15 protein-coding genes are annotated in these 14,382 nt (G+C 49.0%); 4 read left to right on the top strand and 11 right to left on the bottom strand.

The window, feature by feature from the left end; genetic code table 11:
- Nucleotides 1-754 precede the first annotated feature (754 nt).
- From C1H71_RS17465 to C1H71_RS17500, 8 genes are all read right to left on the bottom strand, one after another.
- Nucleotides 755-1,663 (bottom strand): recombination-associated protein RdgC, encoded by a 909-nt coding sequence (locus C1H71_RS17465; protein WP_130107696.1) that lies wholly within the window; start codon nucleotides 1,661-1,663, stop codon nucleotides 755-757.
- A gap of 227 nt (nucleotides 1,664-1,890) precedes the next feature.
- A complete protein-coding gene (locus C1H71_RS17470; protein WP_130107697.1) occupies nucleotides 1,891-2,709 on the bottom strand; it encodes an anti-sigma factor family protein in 819 nt (272 codons plus the stop codon).
- A 7-nt stretch (nucleotides 2,710-2,716) separates the two neighbouring features.
- On the bottom strand, nucleotides 2,717-3,223 hold the full coding sequence (locus C1H71_RS17475) for an RNA polymerase sigma factor (protein ID WP_130107698.1): 507 nt from the start codon (nucleotides 3,221-3,223) through the stop codon (nucleotides 2,717-2,719).
- A 9-nt stretch (nucleotides 3,224-3,232) separates the two neighbouring features.
- Nucleotides 3,233-3,652 carry a nuclear transport factor 2 family protein gene (locus C1H71_RS17480; RefSeq protein ID WP_130107699.1) on the bottom strand — a complete coding sequence of 140 codons (420 nt, stop codon included), beginning with the start codon at nucleotides 3,650-3,652 and terminating at the stop codon, nucleotides 3,233-3,235.
- A 79-nt stretch (nucleotides 3,653-3,731) separates the two neighbouring features.
- Nucleotides 3,732-4,760, bottom strand: a complete 1,029-nt coding sequence (locus C1H71_RS17485; protein ID WP_130107700.1) for a YncE family protein — start codon at nucleotides 4,758-4,760, stop codon at nucleotides 3,732-3,734.
- A gap of 146 nt (nucleotides 4,761-4,906) precedes the next feature.
- Nucleotides 4,907-5,212 carry a hypothetical protein gene (locus C1H71_RS17490; RefSeq protein WP_130107701.1) on the bottom strand — a complete coding sequence of 102 codons (306 nt, stop codon included), beginning with the start codon at nucleotides 5,210-5,212 and terminating at the stop codon, nucleotides 4,907-4,909.
- A gap of 8 nt (nucleotides 5,213-5,220) precedes the next feature.
- Complete coding sequence (locus C1H71_RS17495; RefSeq protein WP_130107702.1) at nucleotides 5,221-6,462, bottom strand: molybdopterin-dependent oxidoreductase; 1,242 nt, start codon at nucleotides 6,460-6,462, stop codon at nucleotides 5,221-5,223.
- 43 nt (nucleotides 6,463-6,505) lie between these two features.
- Entirely contained in the window at nucleotides 6,506-6,823 is a 318-nt protein-coding gene (locus C1H71_RS17500; protein WP_130107703.1) for a c-type cytochrome, read from the bottom strand.
- Nucleotides 6,824-7,531: 708 nt separating this feature from the next.
- Between C1H71_RS17500 and C1H71_RS17505 the strand changes: the two genes are divergently transcribed.
- The 4 genes from C1H71_RS17505 (at nucleotide 7,532) to C1H71_RS20780 (ending at nucleotide 11,860) form a co-directional block, all read left to right on the top strand.
- A complete protein-coding gene (locus C1H71_RS17505) occupies nucleotides 7,532-8,518 on the top strand; it encodes an extracellular solute-binding protein (protein ID WP_374704443.1) in 987 nt (328 codons plus the stop codon).
- Between the two features lie 319 nt (nucleotides 8,519-8,837).
- Complete coding sequence (locus C1H71_RS17510) at nucleotides 8,838-10,433, top strand: ABC transporter permease (RefSeq protein WP_130107705.1); 1,596 nt, start codon at nucleotides 8,838-8,840, stop codon at nucleotides 10,431-10,433.
- Nucleotides 10,434-10,624: 191 nt separating this feature from the next.
- A complete protein-coding gene (locus C1H71_RS17515; RefSeq protein WP_130107706.1) occupies nucleotides 10,625-11,662 on the top strand; it encodes an ABC transporter ATP-binding protein in 1,038 nt (345 codons plus the stop codon).
- A gap of 57 nt (nucleotides 11,663-11,719) precedes the next feature.
- Entirely contained in the window at nucleotides 11,720-11,860 is a 141-nt protein-coding gene (locus C1H71_RS20780) for a hypothetical protein (protein ID WP_188053381.1), read from the top strand.
- Nucleotides 11,861-11,912: 52 nt separating this feature from the next.
- Here C1H71_RS20780 and yiaA read toward each other — a convergent pair whose 3' ends face one another.
- The 3 genes from yiaA to C1H71_RS17530 form a co-directional block, all read right to left on the bottom strand.
- Nucleotides 11,913-12,356 carry an inner membrane protein YiaA gene (yiaA, locus tag C1H71_RS17520; protein ID WP_130107707.1) on the bottom strand — a complete coding sequence of 148 codons (444 nt, stop codon included), beginning with the start codon at nucleotides 12,354-12,356 and terminating at the stop codon, nucleotides 11,913-11,915.
- Nucleotides 12,357-12,513: 157 nt separating this feature from the next.
- Nucleotides 12,514-13,050: a hypothetical protein gene (locus C1H71_RS17525; RefSeq protein WP_130107708.1), complete on the bottom strand. Its 537-nt coding sequence runs from the start codon at nucleotides 13,048-13,050 to the stop codon at nucleotides 12,514-12,516.
- Nucleotides 13,047-14,381 carry a peptidylprolyl isomerase gene (locus C1H71_RS17530; protein ID WP_130107709.1) on the bottom strand — a complete coding sequence of 445 codons (1,335 nt, stop codon included), beginning with the start codon at nucleotides 14,379-14,381 and terminating at the stop codon, nucleotides 13,047-13,049. The genes C1H71_RS17525 and C1H71_RS17530 overlap by 4 nt, the downstream gene beginning before the upstream one ends.
- Between the last annotated feature and the right edge of the window lies 1 nt (nucleotide 14,382).

Here is a 14,382-nt window from a genome sequence, read left to right on the forward strand (position 1 = left end):
TTTGTATGTAAAGCATGGGCTAGGTCTTACATTCCACATAAAATTTACAGTGTGTTTGCAAAGTAATAATTCCCTGTTTCTCAATTGAGAACTGATGTTACGCAGCGATCCTCTTTTTAGTGCCTTCGGCACGTTTATTTTGGTGCGGGCGTCCCGCGAACTATATGATTTTTGTGTGGCCAAGAAACGAAGCCAAGCCACAACACCAATAACACGAAGGCCCCTGCTGCGGTCCAATCGAGTCGGCGGCGGGCGGGATTGGCTCGCTGCCTCGCTCCCAAGCGATCCCCCGCCCCGCTTGTTCGGAGCTTGCGTGTTTCAAGGGGGAATTTAAGCCCCGTGCCACTCGCTGCGATACGAACCTTAAGTACTGGGGTTAAAACCTACAAAACAACTTAACTCAAGCCTTGTCTTTCTCTGTGCCCTCTGTGGTTCAAGATTTGGGTTTGGCTGCGTAACATTAATTGGGAATTAAAACGAAGTGCGTTTTTAACCATGAATCATGGCATTAAAAAAGCCCCGCAATATTTTTGCGGGGCTTGAAAAGAGCGCTAAGTCAAAAAGGGGAATTTTTAGAATTTGTAAGTCAGCTTGGCCGAAGCAATGCGGTCACGCGGGTCTGCTGGCGTGTAGTCAAAAAGGCCAGTTGAAGAACTTTGCTGTGCTCGTAACTGTTTTCTAACTAACACACCTATTGGAGTCTGTAACGGTGACACTCTACTTTGATTGGTGATTTTGCTTTTTTGGGGGGGGCCTAGCTGGCCAGCTCTTCACCCAGCGCAGTGATCAGCTCAGGAATAAACTGACGCAGCTCACCCACAGACAGGGCAAAGCTAGATTCAAACATCGCGTCTTGCGTATCCACATCGGCGTCTTTTAGCTCGTCTTGCAATACATCGAGCATGCTCATGCGCTTGATTTCTAACTTTTCAGTGAGCTGGAAAGCAATCCTTTCATTCCAAGTTAGGCCTATTTTGCTCACCAATTTACCGGTGGCAAGGTGCTGTTTGACCTCATCACTGTGTAAATCTTGGCGAACAAAGCGTGCAATCGCGCCATCATCCCCTGGGAATTTCAATTCGCAATCGGCATCTAGCTCAAACGGAACGGGTACTTCGTTTTCTAGCCAGCTAGTCATGGCGGTTTGTGGGGTAACTTGGGTTTGAATCAGGCGAGTGGGTAGGCTGCCCAAAGCTTCTCTGAGTGAGACCAGTAAGTGCTCTGCTTTAGACGCTGCGGAGCTGTTCACCATGATGAGGTTTTGTTTTAAATCGATCAGCGCGCGGTGGGTGCTCACGCGGGTAAAGGCGCGTGGGCGCAGCTCTTCTGCTACACGCTCACGGATATCTTTGGCTTCTTTGCGGCCCACTTTGCGCGCTTCTTCTTCCTCAATATGGCGGATGCGCTCTTCGGCTTCTTGCTTGACCACCACGGCAGGTAGGATTTTTTCTTCGGTTTTTAAGCAGACCAACACCATATCTTGGCGAGCAAAAATAAACTCATCCGGCACGTGCGGTGCAGGTGGAATCCAGCCTTGGGACATTAAATCATGGCTGCCACAGGGGAAAAACGGCTTTTTAATTAAGCACTCGGCAATCGATTCGGCCGAAAGGGCATGTTCGGGGCTAAGACGGTAGAGCTGAATATTACGAAACCAGAGCATGGCAGGGACTCGACTAGAGGCAGAATGGGGATTTTTTACTTGCTGAGCTTACGGGCTCAGAAGGAAATGGCTGTTCTTAATTTTCGATAAATTAAGCGTTACTGCCGTGATTGTCCAGCCAAAAATTTGCCCTTAGCGTGGCGACTAAAATAGCGCGGCGGTTTTTTAGAATACTTAGGCTAAACGCAGCCATCGTTAGGATCTGAGTGTTTGCTTGATCTCAAGGCTTACATCATTATTTTTTGCTGGTGAACAACTTTTGCAACACGCAGTAAATCCGGTTGAGCGCTGCCGCTTGAAATGGCATAACCCATGTTTTTATCCACCCAATAAAACACGTTTACCGGCCCATCCTGACCAAATTGAAAGGCGGAGGTGGCTTTGGTTTGAGAAGGGATTTCTTGGGTGACATACAGCGTGAGCCTTTGGCCGGATGCATCGTGATACATCAGTTGGGCGACTGGTCCGCGCTCGCCCGGTAATAGTCGGCCGCCGATCAGGGTGTAGCCAACAGATTGCAGGCTGGGTGGCTTGATCGGAGCACCTAAGCGATTCGACAGCCAGTTTTCCAGCTGTTGAGCCTGATCCGCGCCCACTTCAACAGGGCGGCGGGTGTCTGGGCTGTAAACCACATGGGCCACGGCGGCCCTTTGGGCAAAGCCAGCCAGCTTATGAGGGGCGTTATCACCGGCATAGGGCTGAATAAAGGTGGTTTGTAGCGTGTTTTCGTCGGCCATGCCCCTTGCAACCCATGCAGACCCAGCGCTGCTGATTGCGATGACAAGGCCAGCGGCGATTCTTTGTAAGTGCCACGGCCTTGGTGCTTTGGCGGCATATTGCAGGCGGGCGGATGGTTTTTCATTGAGCACGGGGTTGTATAAATCACGTAAAGCTTGTTTTTGCGCCTGATAGCTTTGCATGCGCCGTGCTTCATCGGGATGCGCTGTTAGATAAGCGTCAACTTCTAGTTGCCTGTCCGAGGAAAGCTGGCCATCAATACTGGCGTGGAGCTCTGCTTCAGTCACCGTGTGCGTCGAGTTCTTCATAGTGTGCTCATTTGACGATTCTTAAGTGTACAGGTTTAGCTTGTGTTTCCAGCACGATGCGTAAGCGTTCACGGCCCCGTGATAGCCTAGACATGACGGTGCCCATAGGAATATTTAATGTCTTAGCAATATCTGCGTAAGCCATTTCTTCTAGTGCCACTAGTAATAAGACTTCCCTTTGCTCATCGGGCAGTTGGTTGAGTGCTGCTTGTAAATCGCGCATCGCCAGTTGCTCTCCTTGCTGGGCAGCAATAGGGATTTCCGGGGTGTTGTCATCCAGCTCAACTGTGTGAATGCGCGGGCGGCGAACACCATCTGCGTGCAGATTATGCATGATGCTAAATAACCAGCCGCGCATATCAGCAACCCCTCGCCACAGGCTGGATTTTAGCCATGCGCGTTCTAGCGTGTCTTGCACCAGATCGTCGGCCTCCTCTTTATGCCGCACCAACGCCCGCGCATATCTGCGCAGGCGAGGTAGCATATTCAGAAGCTCGTGTTCGTCGAGCGGCATGAAGTGAGCTTAGTTAAAGTTTAATTGTGGATCAATTTGCCATGTTTCATTGATGATTTTTCCTTCACGCCAAGTCAGCACATAGCGGACTTTGATCTTGATTTTGCCTTCAAAGAAAACATTGGCGGTGACGGTTGCCCCTTTGGGGTTGAGTGATTCTTCTAGCTTATCGATGCTGACTTTTTGTGTGCCCTGAGCTTGGGTAAATTTACTCCATACCGTGTTAATGGCTGTTTTGCCAGCATAAAGCCCATCAATAGGGCCGCCTACCCAGTTAAATTGGGCTTGCTCGGCGTAGTTTTGCATCAGCTGCGTAACATTCCCTGAGGCGATGCTTTGAAAGTGAGCGCGGCTGTCATCGGCGGGAGTGGCAAAAGCGTGGCTACTCAGCAAAATGAGAGCTGCGGGTAAAAGGGCGCGTTTAAGCATGGCGATCAATCCTTTGTGTTATCGGGGGTGGAAGCAGTCGGCAGGGCGGGGCGAATCCCGCTTTGCTAAATCTGCATTATTAAAAAAGAGGGGCTGATTTATTTTTTGGGGCTGCCGTGATTTGCTGCACAATTTTTTGGCTATCTCGGTCTACTTTGGCAATGCTGAGATCTTCATTCAGTACATAGGCCAGTTTGCCGTCGCGGGTAAATGCGATGGCCTGACGGGGCTGCTTAAAGCCGGTGATAGTCGCTACAAGCTGCTGCGAGGCAACATCAACCACCGAAACCGTCTGATCGGCTAGATTGCCCGCATAAATAAAACGGCCATCCGGCGAAAGCGCTGCACCATAAGGCTCGCGGCCAACAGAAACGAGATTTTGGATTTCTCGCTTGGCAATATCTACAACAGCAAGGGTGTGTGTGCCGCTATTGGCTGCAAATAGGGTTTTGCCGTCTGCGCTAATTGAAATTGCGCGAATCTTGCTGAAATCTTTGATCTCGCCCTCAATTTTGTCGGTCTTGGTGTCAACAATAGTGACTTTGTCGCCTAGAAAATTGGTGACATAGAGCTTGCTGCCATCGGGGCTTAGCTTTACTCCCTGGCGTGGCTGAGCAAAGCCGGTGATCACACTGCGTGCCAGTCCACTGCCGGTGTCAAAGCGGGTAACGGTGTTTGAAGCTTGGTTGTTCAGATATAAATTTTGGCCATCTTTACTGATCGCCGTGCCAAAGGCACCCGGGCCTGCGGCTATACGCGATTGGATTTGAAGTGTGGCGGTATTTGTTTTTATGACTTCACCCAGACTGCTGTCGGAGACATAAAACGATTTTCCATCTGGGGCGAAAACAATATTTCTTGGCGTGATATAGCCTGGCAAGGTTTGGCGAAGCTCGCCTTTTTTAAGATCGTAAACAAGCAGCTCTGAGCGCTCGCTATAAGACACCACGGCGGTGCTTTCATCAGGGCTAAGGGCCAGCGAATTGTTACGGATCTGGCCGTCAAACTTTAAGGGGCTAATGTCAGCTGCCCACAGACTGGCACTGCAAGTTAGGGATAAAAGGGCAGTGCATAGCTGTGCTGCGCTTACACGAAAGGGGTGCGTCATTATTAATCCTGTCTAAGAAAAGGGCTATGCGGTATGCAAAGCGACCCTTATAAAGGTGGACGTACAGCTCTGAGGTTTTATTCCATCCCTGATGATTTTTTTTATCAAAGTGCAGACGAGTGGCATCCTGAGCACGCAGGAATGATTTATTTTTTAGGATGTTGGGTCTCAAAAAGATAAGCCGCTACCTGCGAGGCTTCTTCCTGAGTGATGGGCGCTTTAAAGCTGAGGCGCATTTTTTCTGTGATTTTGTTCCAAGCTTCTTTGGATAGATTGGGCTGATACAAAGCATAATCAGCCGAATGGCAAATAAGGCATTTTTGTAATGCGGTGACATAACCCGGATTGGAATTAGCCGGATACATCACGGTTTCAGCAGGTAGCTTGATTTCCTGCGCGAAAGTGGGGCTAGTGCAAAGCAAAGTAAGCAGGGCAAAGAAGAGCGTTCTCATGGTGATCCTTATGATGTCAGTGTGATATTCACGACCTCAATAACATTGCGTGCATAACCGCCCGGATTCCACGGCTGAACGATGGGCTGTGTTTCTCCGCTATTGGCCGTGGCCCTTGCCATTAATGCTATGGAACCCTTTTTTAAATTTCTGAGCGTGATGCTCCATGGCCTAAAAGCATAATTACCTATGCTTTTGCCAAGATTGGCAGGTGTCCAGTTTTTTCCGCCATCAGCAGAAAAATCGACGGTGCGTATGCCACTGCCACTATCAAATGCAATACCTCTTATTGTTAATTCACCATTTTTCAATTTTATTTTATTGCCAGTTTCGATATTAGTAATAAACGAGCGAACCTTTAGTTCGCGCAGTGGAGTTTTGTTTTTTGTTTCCGCGCCAGGTGCAATGCCATTGTCTACGGTGTCTGGCACCATATAGGCTTCTTTCGCAAACCAGCCATCAAACTCATGATTAATCACCTCTATTTCTGATAAGTGCTTCATCCAATAGGGGGCGAAATAGCCGGGTACAACTAAGCGGATTGGAAATCCATTAAGTATAGGCAAGGGCGCGCCATTCATTGCCCATGCAATTAACACATCGTCAGATAATGCTTTTTTAATATCTAAAGAGCGAATAAAGGCAGGCGTAACAGGCAATGCGGGCTCGTCCGTTCCCCTGTATTTAATTTGTTTGGCATTTGCGCCTACGCCCGCCGCTTTTAATACATCCGCTAGCCTGACGCCGGTCACTGTAAAGCAGGCCATTGAGCCATTGCCTAGTTGTGCGCCGGGCACACGGGGGGACGATAAGGCGCGGCCATTGCCTGCGCATTGCAACACAACATTAAAAGAAACCTGATTAAAGCGCTTTTTTAATTCTTCCAAGCTTAACTTGAGTGGACGACTTACATTTCCTTTGATGCTTAAAATATGTGCGTTTTCGTCAATATTAAGTGGATGATTGGCATGGTGGTAACGCACAAAAACGGCTTTATTTGGGGTGATCAGGCTTTGATCAAAATAGGAAAAAGGCGTTTCTAAATGAACAGGGCGAGTGGTGATTCTTAATAGAGGGTATTTCTGTGGGTAGGGAACTAACTCTCTTACACCATTCTCAAAGCCTTGATTAATTAAATTAAGTGCAAATGCTTTATTGGGTAAAGTAAACATGCTTGCAGATACGGCAGAGGCGAGCCCCCCTTTAAGAAGGGTTCTTCTGCTGAAAAATGAGATCTCATTTTCTTGCATAATTTGCGCCTTTTGATCGATGCCTGATTGGGTTACCGACAGCTTATTTCTGTTTTAAAATCCAAGTCACTATCGTTTTCATATCCTCTGGGTTGACTTGTGGATTAGGTGGCATAGGTATCGGTCCCCATACACCGCCGCCGCCATTTTTTACTTTTGCCATGAGCATATTTACTGCGCCTGCATTCCCTTTGTATTTAAGGGCAACTTCTTTATAAGAGGGGCCGACAATTTTGGTATCAACAGAATGACAGGCGAGGCAGTTATTTTTTTGAGCGAGTGCCATGGCATCGGCAGCGAAAGAGTGGCTGGCTAAAAGGCTGAAAGAGAAAAATAGTGCAGATTTTCCTAGCAGATTCATATATATCCCGTGGTGTGTTTATTGATTTAGTTTTTTTTGCTAGAAAACTGGTTTTTAATGCTTGTGATCGCGAGCATGAACCGTTTTTTTCTAGTTGCTTGGTAGAATAGCGTGCGCCAATCATTCGCCATATCTAAATGATTTGAATTAAACGTTTAGAAAAACTAAATGCTACTGGTGGGTGTGCGGGTATTTAAGGAGGGAGAAGGGTGTGGTCCTAAGCACGAGCATCGTATGCGTGGCTCAAGCCACCCTAGCAGCCTGTCGGACTTAAGACTGATCTACTACGGAAAAGCCGGATTTGGCCATATTTCAGGCATTTTCTCGTTGAATAGCCAGCTATTCGCCTCAAAAACCCGCGAAATCTGTCTCAAACCGGTCTTTCCCTCGCTACGATCGCTTAAGTCCGACAGACTGCTAGGAAAATTTCTTCTCCTTACAATTTTTGCTTGCCGTATCTAAGATTAGCAGCTTGCTTGGGTGATAGAAGAGGCGTGTCTGAGTTAAGGCGGGTGGCCGCTTCTGATTCATTCTTAGTCAGTTAAGCTTTATTTTTTAGCAAAAAGGGGCGTGCATAGTGCGGCTTAGGTTGTGTTTTAAGTGCCGTGTGTCTTCCCTTACTTGCGCGTCTATGTCATTCTTGTGGTGTATTGAGAATGGTTTCTAATCTCCGTGGTATTTGTTTAAATTTTTAATGAAGGAATTCCTGTGAAGCGTCTTGTTCTAGCCTCCCTGCTTGCTGCTACTTCGCTTGCTCATGCTGAAAGTGTGACTTTGTATTCGGCTCGCAATGAGCAGCTCCTAAAGCCTTTGCTCGACGCATTCACTAAAGAAACGGGCGTTGAAGTCAAGCTGCTTACCGATAAAGAAGGCCCTTTACTTGAGCGCTTACGTGCAGAAGCGCAAAACACGTCAGCTGATGCTTTGATCACGGTGGATGCGGGTAATTTATGGCAGGCCTCTAAAATGGGGCTGTTGAAATCGATTCAATCCAATACATTGAATGACAATATTCCTGCGCATTTACGCGATCCTAAGGGTGAGTGGTACGGCCTGTCGGTAAGAGCACGCACCATGTTCTTTAATAAGAACAAAGTAAAAGCCACCGATTTATCTAGCTATGAAGATTTGGCTAACCCAAAGTGGAAAGGCAAGCTGTGCCTGCGTACCTCCAAAAAAGTGTACAACCAGTCTTTAGTTGGCATGATGATTGCACAGTATGGCGAGCCTAAAACCGAGAAAATTGTGCGTGGTTGGGTGGATAATCTAGCGACCGATGTGTTCCAAGACGATACCGCCATGCTGAAAGCAATTGCAGCGGGCCAGTGTGAGGTTGGGATTGCTAATACTTATTACTTTGGCCGCCTGATTGAAGCTCAGCCTACATTGCCTTTGAGTATTTTCTGGGCGAATCAGCAGGCCGAAGGCGTGCATGTGAATGTATCGGGGGCGGGCGTGACGCGTTACGCTAAAAACCCTGAAGGTGCTATCAAGCTTTTAGAATGGTTGTCGTCAGATAAAGCACAAAATCTTTACGCGGATAAAGATATGGAATTCCCTGCCAATCCTAAAATTAAGGCGTCACCCTTGGTGGCTGGCTGGGGGCCGTTTAAATCTAATGTGATTAATGTATCTAAGGCGGGTGAATTGCAGTCCAGTGCGGTGCGTTTGATGGATAGGGCGGGCTATCGCTAGTTCCTTAGGATATGGCTTGAAATAACGTCCCAAAACGACAAGCTCGAGATAAACCGTCATCCCCGAGTGTTTTTGTCGGGGATCCCGTAGTGCGACTGGATTCCCGCCCTCGACTAAAGCATTTGAGGGCAGGCTCTGCGCGGGAATGACGGTGTTTCGGGATGTTAATAAGGGCTAAATCCTGAATGCAAAAGTTACAATGAATGACGTCAAAATCGCGAATAGGAATTGTTTCTTGTAAGCGAGGATATCTCGTTTCATAATACGGTACGGGCAAGCAGATTTTCTGTTTTGCCCGTTTCTATTTGGGTTTTACTGAATGATGCAAAAACTGTTCTCTAAAGGAACTCTGTACGCGCTGCCAATTGCCTTACTGACCTTGATTCCTCTCTTGGTGGTGCTGTCTTCCTTTTTGCATCCACAGCCAGAAATCTGGCAACACCTCTCCGAATATGTTTTACCTCGTGTTCTTAAAAACACCGCTATTTTAATGCTGGGCGTAACGATTGGCGTGTTGCTGCTGGGGGTTTCGCTGGCTTGGCTCACTGCCGTCTGTGATTTTCCGTTGCGGCGCTTCTTTGCATGGAGCCTTATGCTGCCGTTGGCCATGCCCGCCTATGTGCTGGCCTTTGTGCAGGTTGGGTTACTGGATTTTACTGGCCCAGTACAAACGCTGCTGCGTGAGTGGATGGGTGATTCGTCTTGGTTTCCGCGTATCCGCTCAACCGGTGGGGTGATCTTAGTGCTCACGCTGGCGTTTTACCCTTACGTTTACTTGCTCGCTAGGAATGCTTTCCTGACACAGGGTAAACGTGCGCTTGAGGCCGCGCAGATGCTGGGTATGTCGCGGCGCATGGCATTTTTTAAGGTCGCGCTGCCGATGGCACGGCCTTGGATTGTGGGAGGCTTACTATTGGTGTTGATGGAAACGCTGGCAGACTTTGGTACGGTGTCTATTTTTAATTTTGATACCTTTACTACGGCTATTTATCAGTCATGGTTTTCGTTGTTTAACCTGCCAGCGGCATCCCAATTGGCCTCTATTTTAGTGATGTTTGTACTGGTGCTGGCCGTGGCCGAGCAGTGGGGGCGGGGCCGTCGGCATTATGCGGTAAGGGGCGGAACGGCTGAGCGTATCGTACTGCGTGGTGTGGGACGTTGGCTTGCCGTAGCGTGGTGTGTGCTGGTGTTGCTGATTGCTTTTATCATCCCGATGATTCAGCTTTTGGTGTGGGTAAAGGGCGTTTGGGCGATAGATTTTGACGCTCGCTACCCTGGGTTTATTTTGCGCTCGATTGCGATCGGCGCTATGGCGGCCTTGCTGGTCACTGCTTTTGGCTTACTGCTGGTCTATGTGCAGCGCCGCTACCCAGATACTCGCTGGCTGGTGCGCATCGCCACCTTGGGTTATGCCGTGCCTGGTACGGTGCTGGCGGTGGGTGTGTTTATACCGATTGCTTGGCTGGATAATCTGCTGATCCCCATCGTGGCTTACTTTGGTGTAGCTACTACGCAAGTATTAAAAGGTACTTTAGTGGTGATGTTGTTGGCCCTTGCCGCACGTTTTATGGCGGTGGCGTTTGCGCCAGTCGAAAGCGCCATGCAAAGAATTACCCGTAATCAAGAAGACGCAGCAAGATCTTTGGGCCTGTCCTCAAGGCAGGTACTCAGACGTGTGCACTTACCGCTGCTGCGTGGTGGTTTGCTAACGGCGATGTTGATCGCTTTTGTGGATGTCATGAAAGAAATGCCCATTACTTTAATGACTCGCCCCTTTGGTTGGGACACTTTGGCGGTGCGCGTGTTTGAAATGACCTCTGAAGGCATGTGGGAGCGCGCCGCCCTGCCCAGTTTTTTTATTGTGTTGATGGGCTTGATTCCGGTTATTTTACTGGTCAGAAAAACTGAGGGCTGATGTTTGGAAAGTCAAAAAGATCTGTAGACACAGAGAAAAGCAAAGAACACAGAGCACGGGGAGAAAACCAAGAGGGTGAATAATCTTCATATAAGTTGTAACCTTCTTGGTTTTTCTCCGTGCTCTCTCTTTTCGTGCTCTGTGTTCTCCGTGTCAACAGAACTTAGGTCTGGTCTGTTTTAAGGGTTTATATGCTGCAATTATCTGATCTTGCGATTCGCCTTGGTGATCGTACCGTGGTTGAAAATTTATCACTGGATTTGCAAGTGGGGGAGATTGGCTGCCTGCTTGGGGCCTCTGGCTGCGGTAAGACTACGGTGTTACGCGCCATTGCGGGCTTTGAAAGGCCCGCAGCAGGAAGCATCGTGCTGGCGGGTAAAGAGGTGAGTAGTGCAGCAAAAATGCTGCCGCCAGAGCAGCGCCAGATTGGCATGGTGTTTCAAGATTACGCGCTTTTCCCTCACCTTACTGTGGCGGGCAATATTGCTTTTGGCTTGCGTGGAGCAGGTAGAGCAGAGCAGGCCACACGGGTGGCCGATGCATTAAAACTGGTAGGTTTGGATCATGTTGAGCAGCGCTATCCGCATGAATTATCAGGCGGCCAGCAGCAACGCGTTGCCTTAGCGCGTGCGCTGGCTCCACGCCCTCAGCTGTTGTTGATGGACGAGCCTTTTTCAAACTTAGACGTTGAACTACGCGAAAGGCTTGGGCAAGAAGTGCGTGCCATCTTAAAAGCGGCAGGCATGACTGCCATTTTGGTAACGCATGATCAGCGGGAAGCCTTTGCCGTGGCGGATAAAGTAGGTGTGATGACTGATGGCCATATCCGCCAATGGGCCACGCCTTACGATTTATACCACCAGCCGCTGGATCGCTTTGTGGCCGATTTTGTGGGCGAAGGCGTATTGCTGCCAGGGATTGTTGCTGCGGGCGGCAAGGTTGAGTTTGAGCTGGGGATTGTGCACGGTAAAATGCCCGAAAACTGCTGCATGGGTTGTGTTGCCGATGTGCTGGTTCGCCCTGATGATGTGCTGCATGACGATGCAAGTAGCATGAAAGCTAGAGTGCTGGCAAAAGCATTCCGTGGGGCGCAGTTTCTTTATACCCTAGCCCTCCCTTCAGGGCAGAAAGTCTTATCCCTTGTGCCCAGTCATCACAACCATGCGCTTGGTGAGGATATCGGCATTCGATTAGAAATTGACCACGTGATTGCATTTAAGCGTGGTTAAAGCTTTGGGAGGTGTTTTTAGCGATTGAAGGGGCATTGTTCTAGGGTGAATTCGGTATTGGCTCAGGTTAGTCCAGAAAACACACAATCAACGCGCTTAGTGAAAAAATTAGATTTCACAAATAAGGGTAGCCAGCGTGATTTTGATGGTGGGTTATTAGTGCAGTGGGTGTTTGGCCGAGCTGACGCTTTAGGCTAGGTTCGATACCGAGGGCTTAAGCCCTCGGACATGTTTTGCTGAAAGTCAGCGCTTATTTAAAACTCTCTAAATCACGGTCCCCAATATCAGCAATGCTTAAATGATATAGCGCTATATCTCTAACATTTTTTTGCACGGCAACCGCAGCAAATAGGCTGAGTAAATAAGACATTGCATAAAAGCCTTTTTCACTTTGAGTAATGGTTGCATACCACAGGCCAATGCTTAGTAGCAGCAAAGCCGAGCCAATTGAAACCCAGCATAGAGTAAAGTAGAGGTTGGTTACGGGGACATCTTCTATGCGATCGCGAACTGATTTTTGCAAAGAGATAGCCGCAAATAAGCCATAAAGCAGCAGAGTAAAGTAATAGCCTTTTTCATTTAAGGCCATGGCGGCGTTCCAGAGCCCGGTGGAGTAGGTGATTGAGCCAATAAAAAGCGCAAGCCAAGATGCGCCAACAAAGGCTCCAGAAGGCCCGTTATGCTTCAGTTTCATATTCATTTCTGCCAGTGATAAATCATATTTAATGAGCGCAGAATTGTGATTTTCTGTCTGCCTTGGTCAGCAGCAGGTTAAATTAATGTGCGATGTATTGCAATAAGTAGAAAGAAGCAGTCGATGGAGTGCACGAAAGGGCTGAGGCTCGTGGTGGCTAAGGCTTTGCACTGATTTCTGGATGCTCGCTTATTAGCTGACTGCGCATTTCTTCTAACTGCTGGACTTTTCTTTCTTGCACGGCGATCAATTCTGCCGCAATGCCTGCTGCTCGGCCACGGCTGATATCCTCACGTAATTGCCTTATTTTTTCTGGCACTGCCGCGCTAAAAGCAGCCAGCTCCCGCAGATTTTGCCGTGCTTCATACTGCTTATAGGCGGGGTGATCGGCCAGCTCTGCGGGGGTGGCGGCTTCTGCATTATTGCTGCGCACGATGGGTGGGGTGCGTTGCTCTCCATTGATGCGGGCATCGGCCATACTTTCTATTGCTGTAATGTAAGCCGGCGGTGCGGCCTGCGGGGTGTTGCCTGCTTCAGGATAAAAGCGTTTGAGCCAATCGGATGCTGCTGTAGATTGGATTGGCGCGGCGGCTGCGCGAGCGGCTTGTTGTGCCTGTGGTGGAGGGCTGGCCTGTGGCCACAGCAGCCAAGCCAGTGCGGCTACTAGCGTTAAAGCGATAAATAGCCGTTTCATTCCAGTGCCTGCAGTGTCAGATTGCCTGCGGCTGGGCTGACTTCAATCTTGGCGTTTTGCCACTGGTGTTTGAGCAGGGCGTTTAACTGCCGTGAGGCTTTTTGATGGGCTATTTCGGCACTGGCGGCGTAGCGTACCGCTTCTGAATGGGCGCTTTGATAATCCTCTACCCGTTGTTCGGTCTTGATGATATCCCAGCTGGCGGTTTCATCCGGCCCCACTGGCGCGCGAAAAGCTTGCGATAGCTCTGTTTGGCTAAATGCAATCTGTGCCAGCCAACTTAGTGTGCCTTGATGTACTATCCAGCCTAAATCGCCACCCTGTTTGGCGCTATCTGCGATGGAATATTGCTTGGCAAGGCTGGCGAAATCTTCGCCATTTGTAAGCCTAAGAATAAGCTGTTTAGCGAGCGCTTCATCGGCTACACGGATATGCCGCGCTTTTACTTTGGCGATGCGTTTAAATTGTTCTTTGTGTGCTAGGTAGTAGGCTTGCACCTCGGCTTTGCTTACTTTTTTGGCTAAGGCATCTAAGAAATCGCTGCTATCGTGTCGATCGCCAATACCATAGATTTTCATTAGTGCTTCAGCGTCTTCCTGATCGTTTAAGCTGCGGCGGTAGTCGCTCACAGCCGCCGTACCAAACTTTTGTTCCGCCCAATAAAGGGTAAACAGGTTGGCAAAGGCAATTTGCAGCTGCTGAATTAAATAGGGCTGATTCGCTGCGTATAGCTCGATACGTCCCTGTACATTTTGGCGGTGGTAGATATCGTAGAGGGAAAGGTTGCCTTTCTGGCCATTGGGTAGCTGATAGCGGAGCAGGCTGGTTTGCTTGGCCTGATTAATTTGCGCAGGCTTTAAAGCGTATTCCAGTGTGGTTTGTGTGGGCGAGCCAAAAATAGCCTGCTGCTGTCCAGCGCTCAGAGTGTTTTCTTCTTGAATTAGGGCTTTAAGAGTGCCACCAGGCAGGGCTTTAACCGCCTGATCCAGCTCTTTGCCATACAGCGCTCTTAAGGAGGAAGCCAGCCGATCTTCAATAGCCACGTCTCGGGCAAAGGCGATACGGCTGGCAGGATGCAATGCTTCAGGCGGGTATAGCCGCCGAGCTTCTGCCGCCAGCAGGCGCTGGCTAAGCATTTGCGATAGCAAAGCTGTGCGGGAAGGCGGCGCTTTCCCGGCGGCTAGCTGCTGCATATTGTCTAAGCTAAAGCGGTGCAGTTCTTCTGCGTTAATTTTGGCCGCCAGCGCATTGTTTTGCAGCTGGTAGGAAATTTGCGCATGACCACAGACACTGGCAAGGCTTAGGGCTAAACCGGCGAAAAGCTTAAACATA

This window comes from Iodobacter fluviatilis (genome assembly GCF_004194535.1).
Classification (GTDB): domain Bacteria; phylum Pseudomonadota; class Gammaproteobacteria; order Burkholderiales; family Chitinibacteraceae; genus Iodobacter; species Iodobacter fluviatilis_A.

Coding starts and splice junctions, on each gene's coding strand:
- C1H71_RS17480 (WP_130107699.1), bottom strand. CDS start 3,652: ATGCTTAAACGCGCCCTTTTACCCGCAGCTCTCATTTTGCTGAGTAGC.
- C1H71_RS17475 (WP_130107698.1), bottom strand. CDS start 3,223: ATGCCGCTCGACGAACACGAGCTTCTGAATATGCTACCTCGCCTGCGC.
- C1H71_RS17470 (WP_130107697.1), bottom strand. CDS start 2,709: ATGAAGAACTCGACGCACACGGTGACTGAAGCAGAGCTCCACGCCAGT.
- C1H71_RS17500 (WP_130107703.1), bottom strand. CDS start 6,823: ATGAATCTGCTAGGAAAATCTGCACTATTTTTCTCTTTCAGCCTTTTA.
- yiaA (WP_130107707.1), bottom strand. CDS start 12,356: ATGAAACTGAAGCATAACGGGCCTTCTGGAGCCTTTGTTGGCGCATCT.
- C1H71_RS17530 (WP_130107709.1), bottom strand. CDS start 14,381: ATGTTTAAGCTTTTCGCCGGTTTAGCCCTAAGCCTTGCCAGTGTCTGT.
- C1H71_RS17525 (WP_130107708.1), bottom strand. CDS start 13,050: ATGAAACGGCTATTTATCGCTTTAACGCTAGTAGCCGCACTGGCTTGG.
- C1H71_RS17495 (WP_130107702.1), bottom strand. CDS start 6,462: ATGCAAGAAAATGAGATCTCATTTTTCAGCAGAAGAACCCTTCTTAAA.
- C1H71_RS17510 (WP_130107705.1), top strand. CDS start 8,838: ATGATGCAAAAACTGTTCTCTAAAGGAACTCTGTACGCGCTGCCAATT.
- C1H71_RS17485 (WP_130107700.1), bottom strand. CDS start 4,760: ATGACGCACCCCTTTCGTGTAAGCGCAGCACAGCTATGCACTGCCCTT.
- C1H71_RS17515 (WP_130107706.1), top strand. CDS start 10,625: ATGCTGCAATTATCTGATCTTGCGATTCGCCTTGGTGATCGTACCGTG.
- C1H71_RS17465 (WP_130107696.1), bottom strand. CDS start 1,663: ATGCTCTGGTTTCGTAATATTCAGCTCTACCGTCTTAGCCCCGAACAT.
- C1H71_RS17490 (WP_130107701.1), bottom strand. CDS start 5,212: ATGAGAACGCTCTTCTTTGCCCTGCTTACTTTGCTTTGCACTAGCCCC.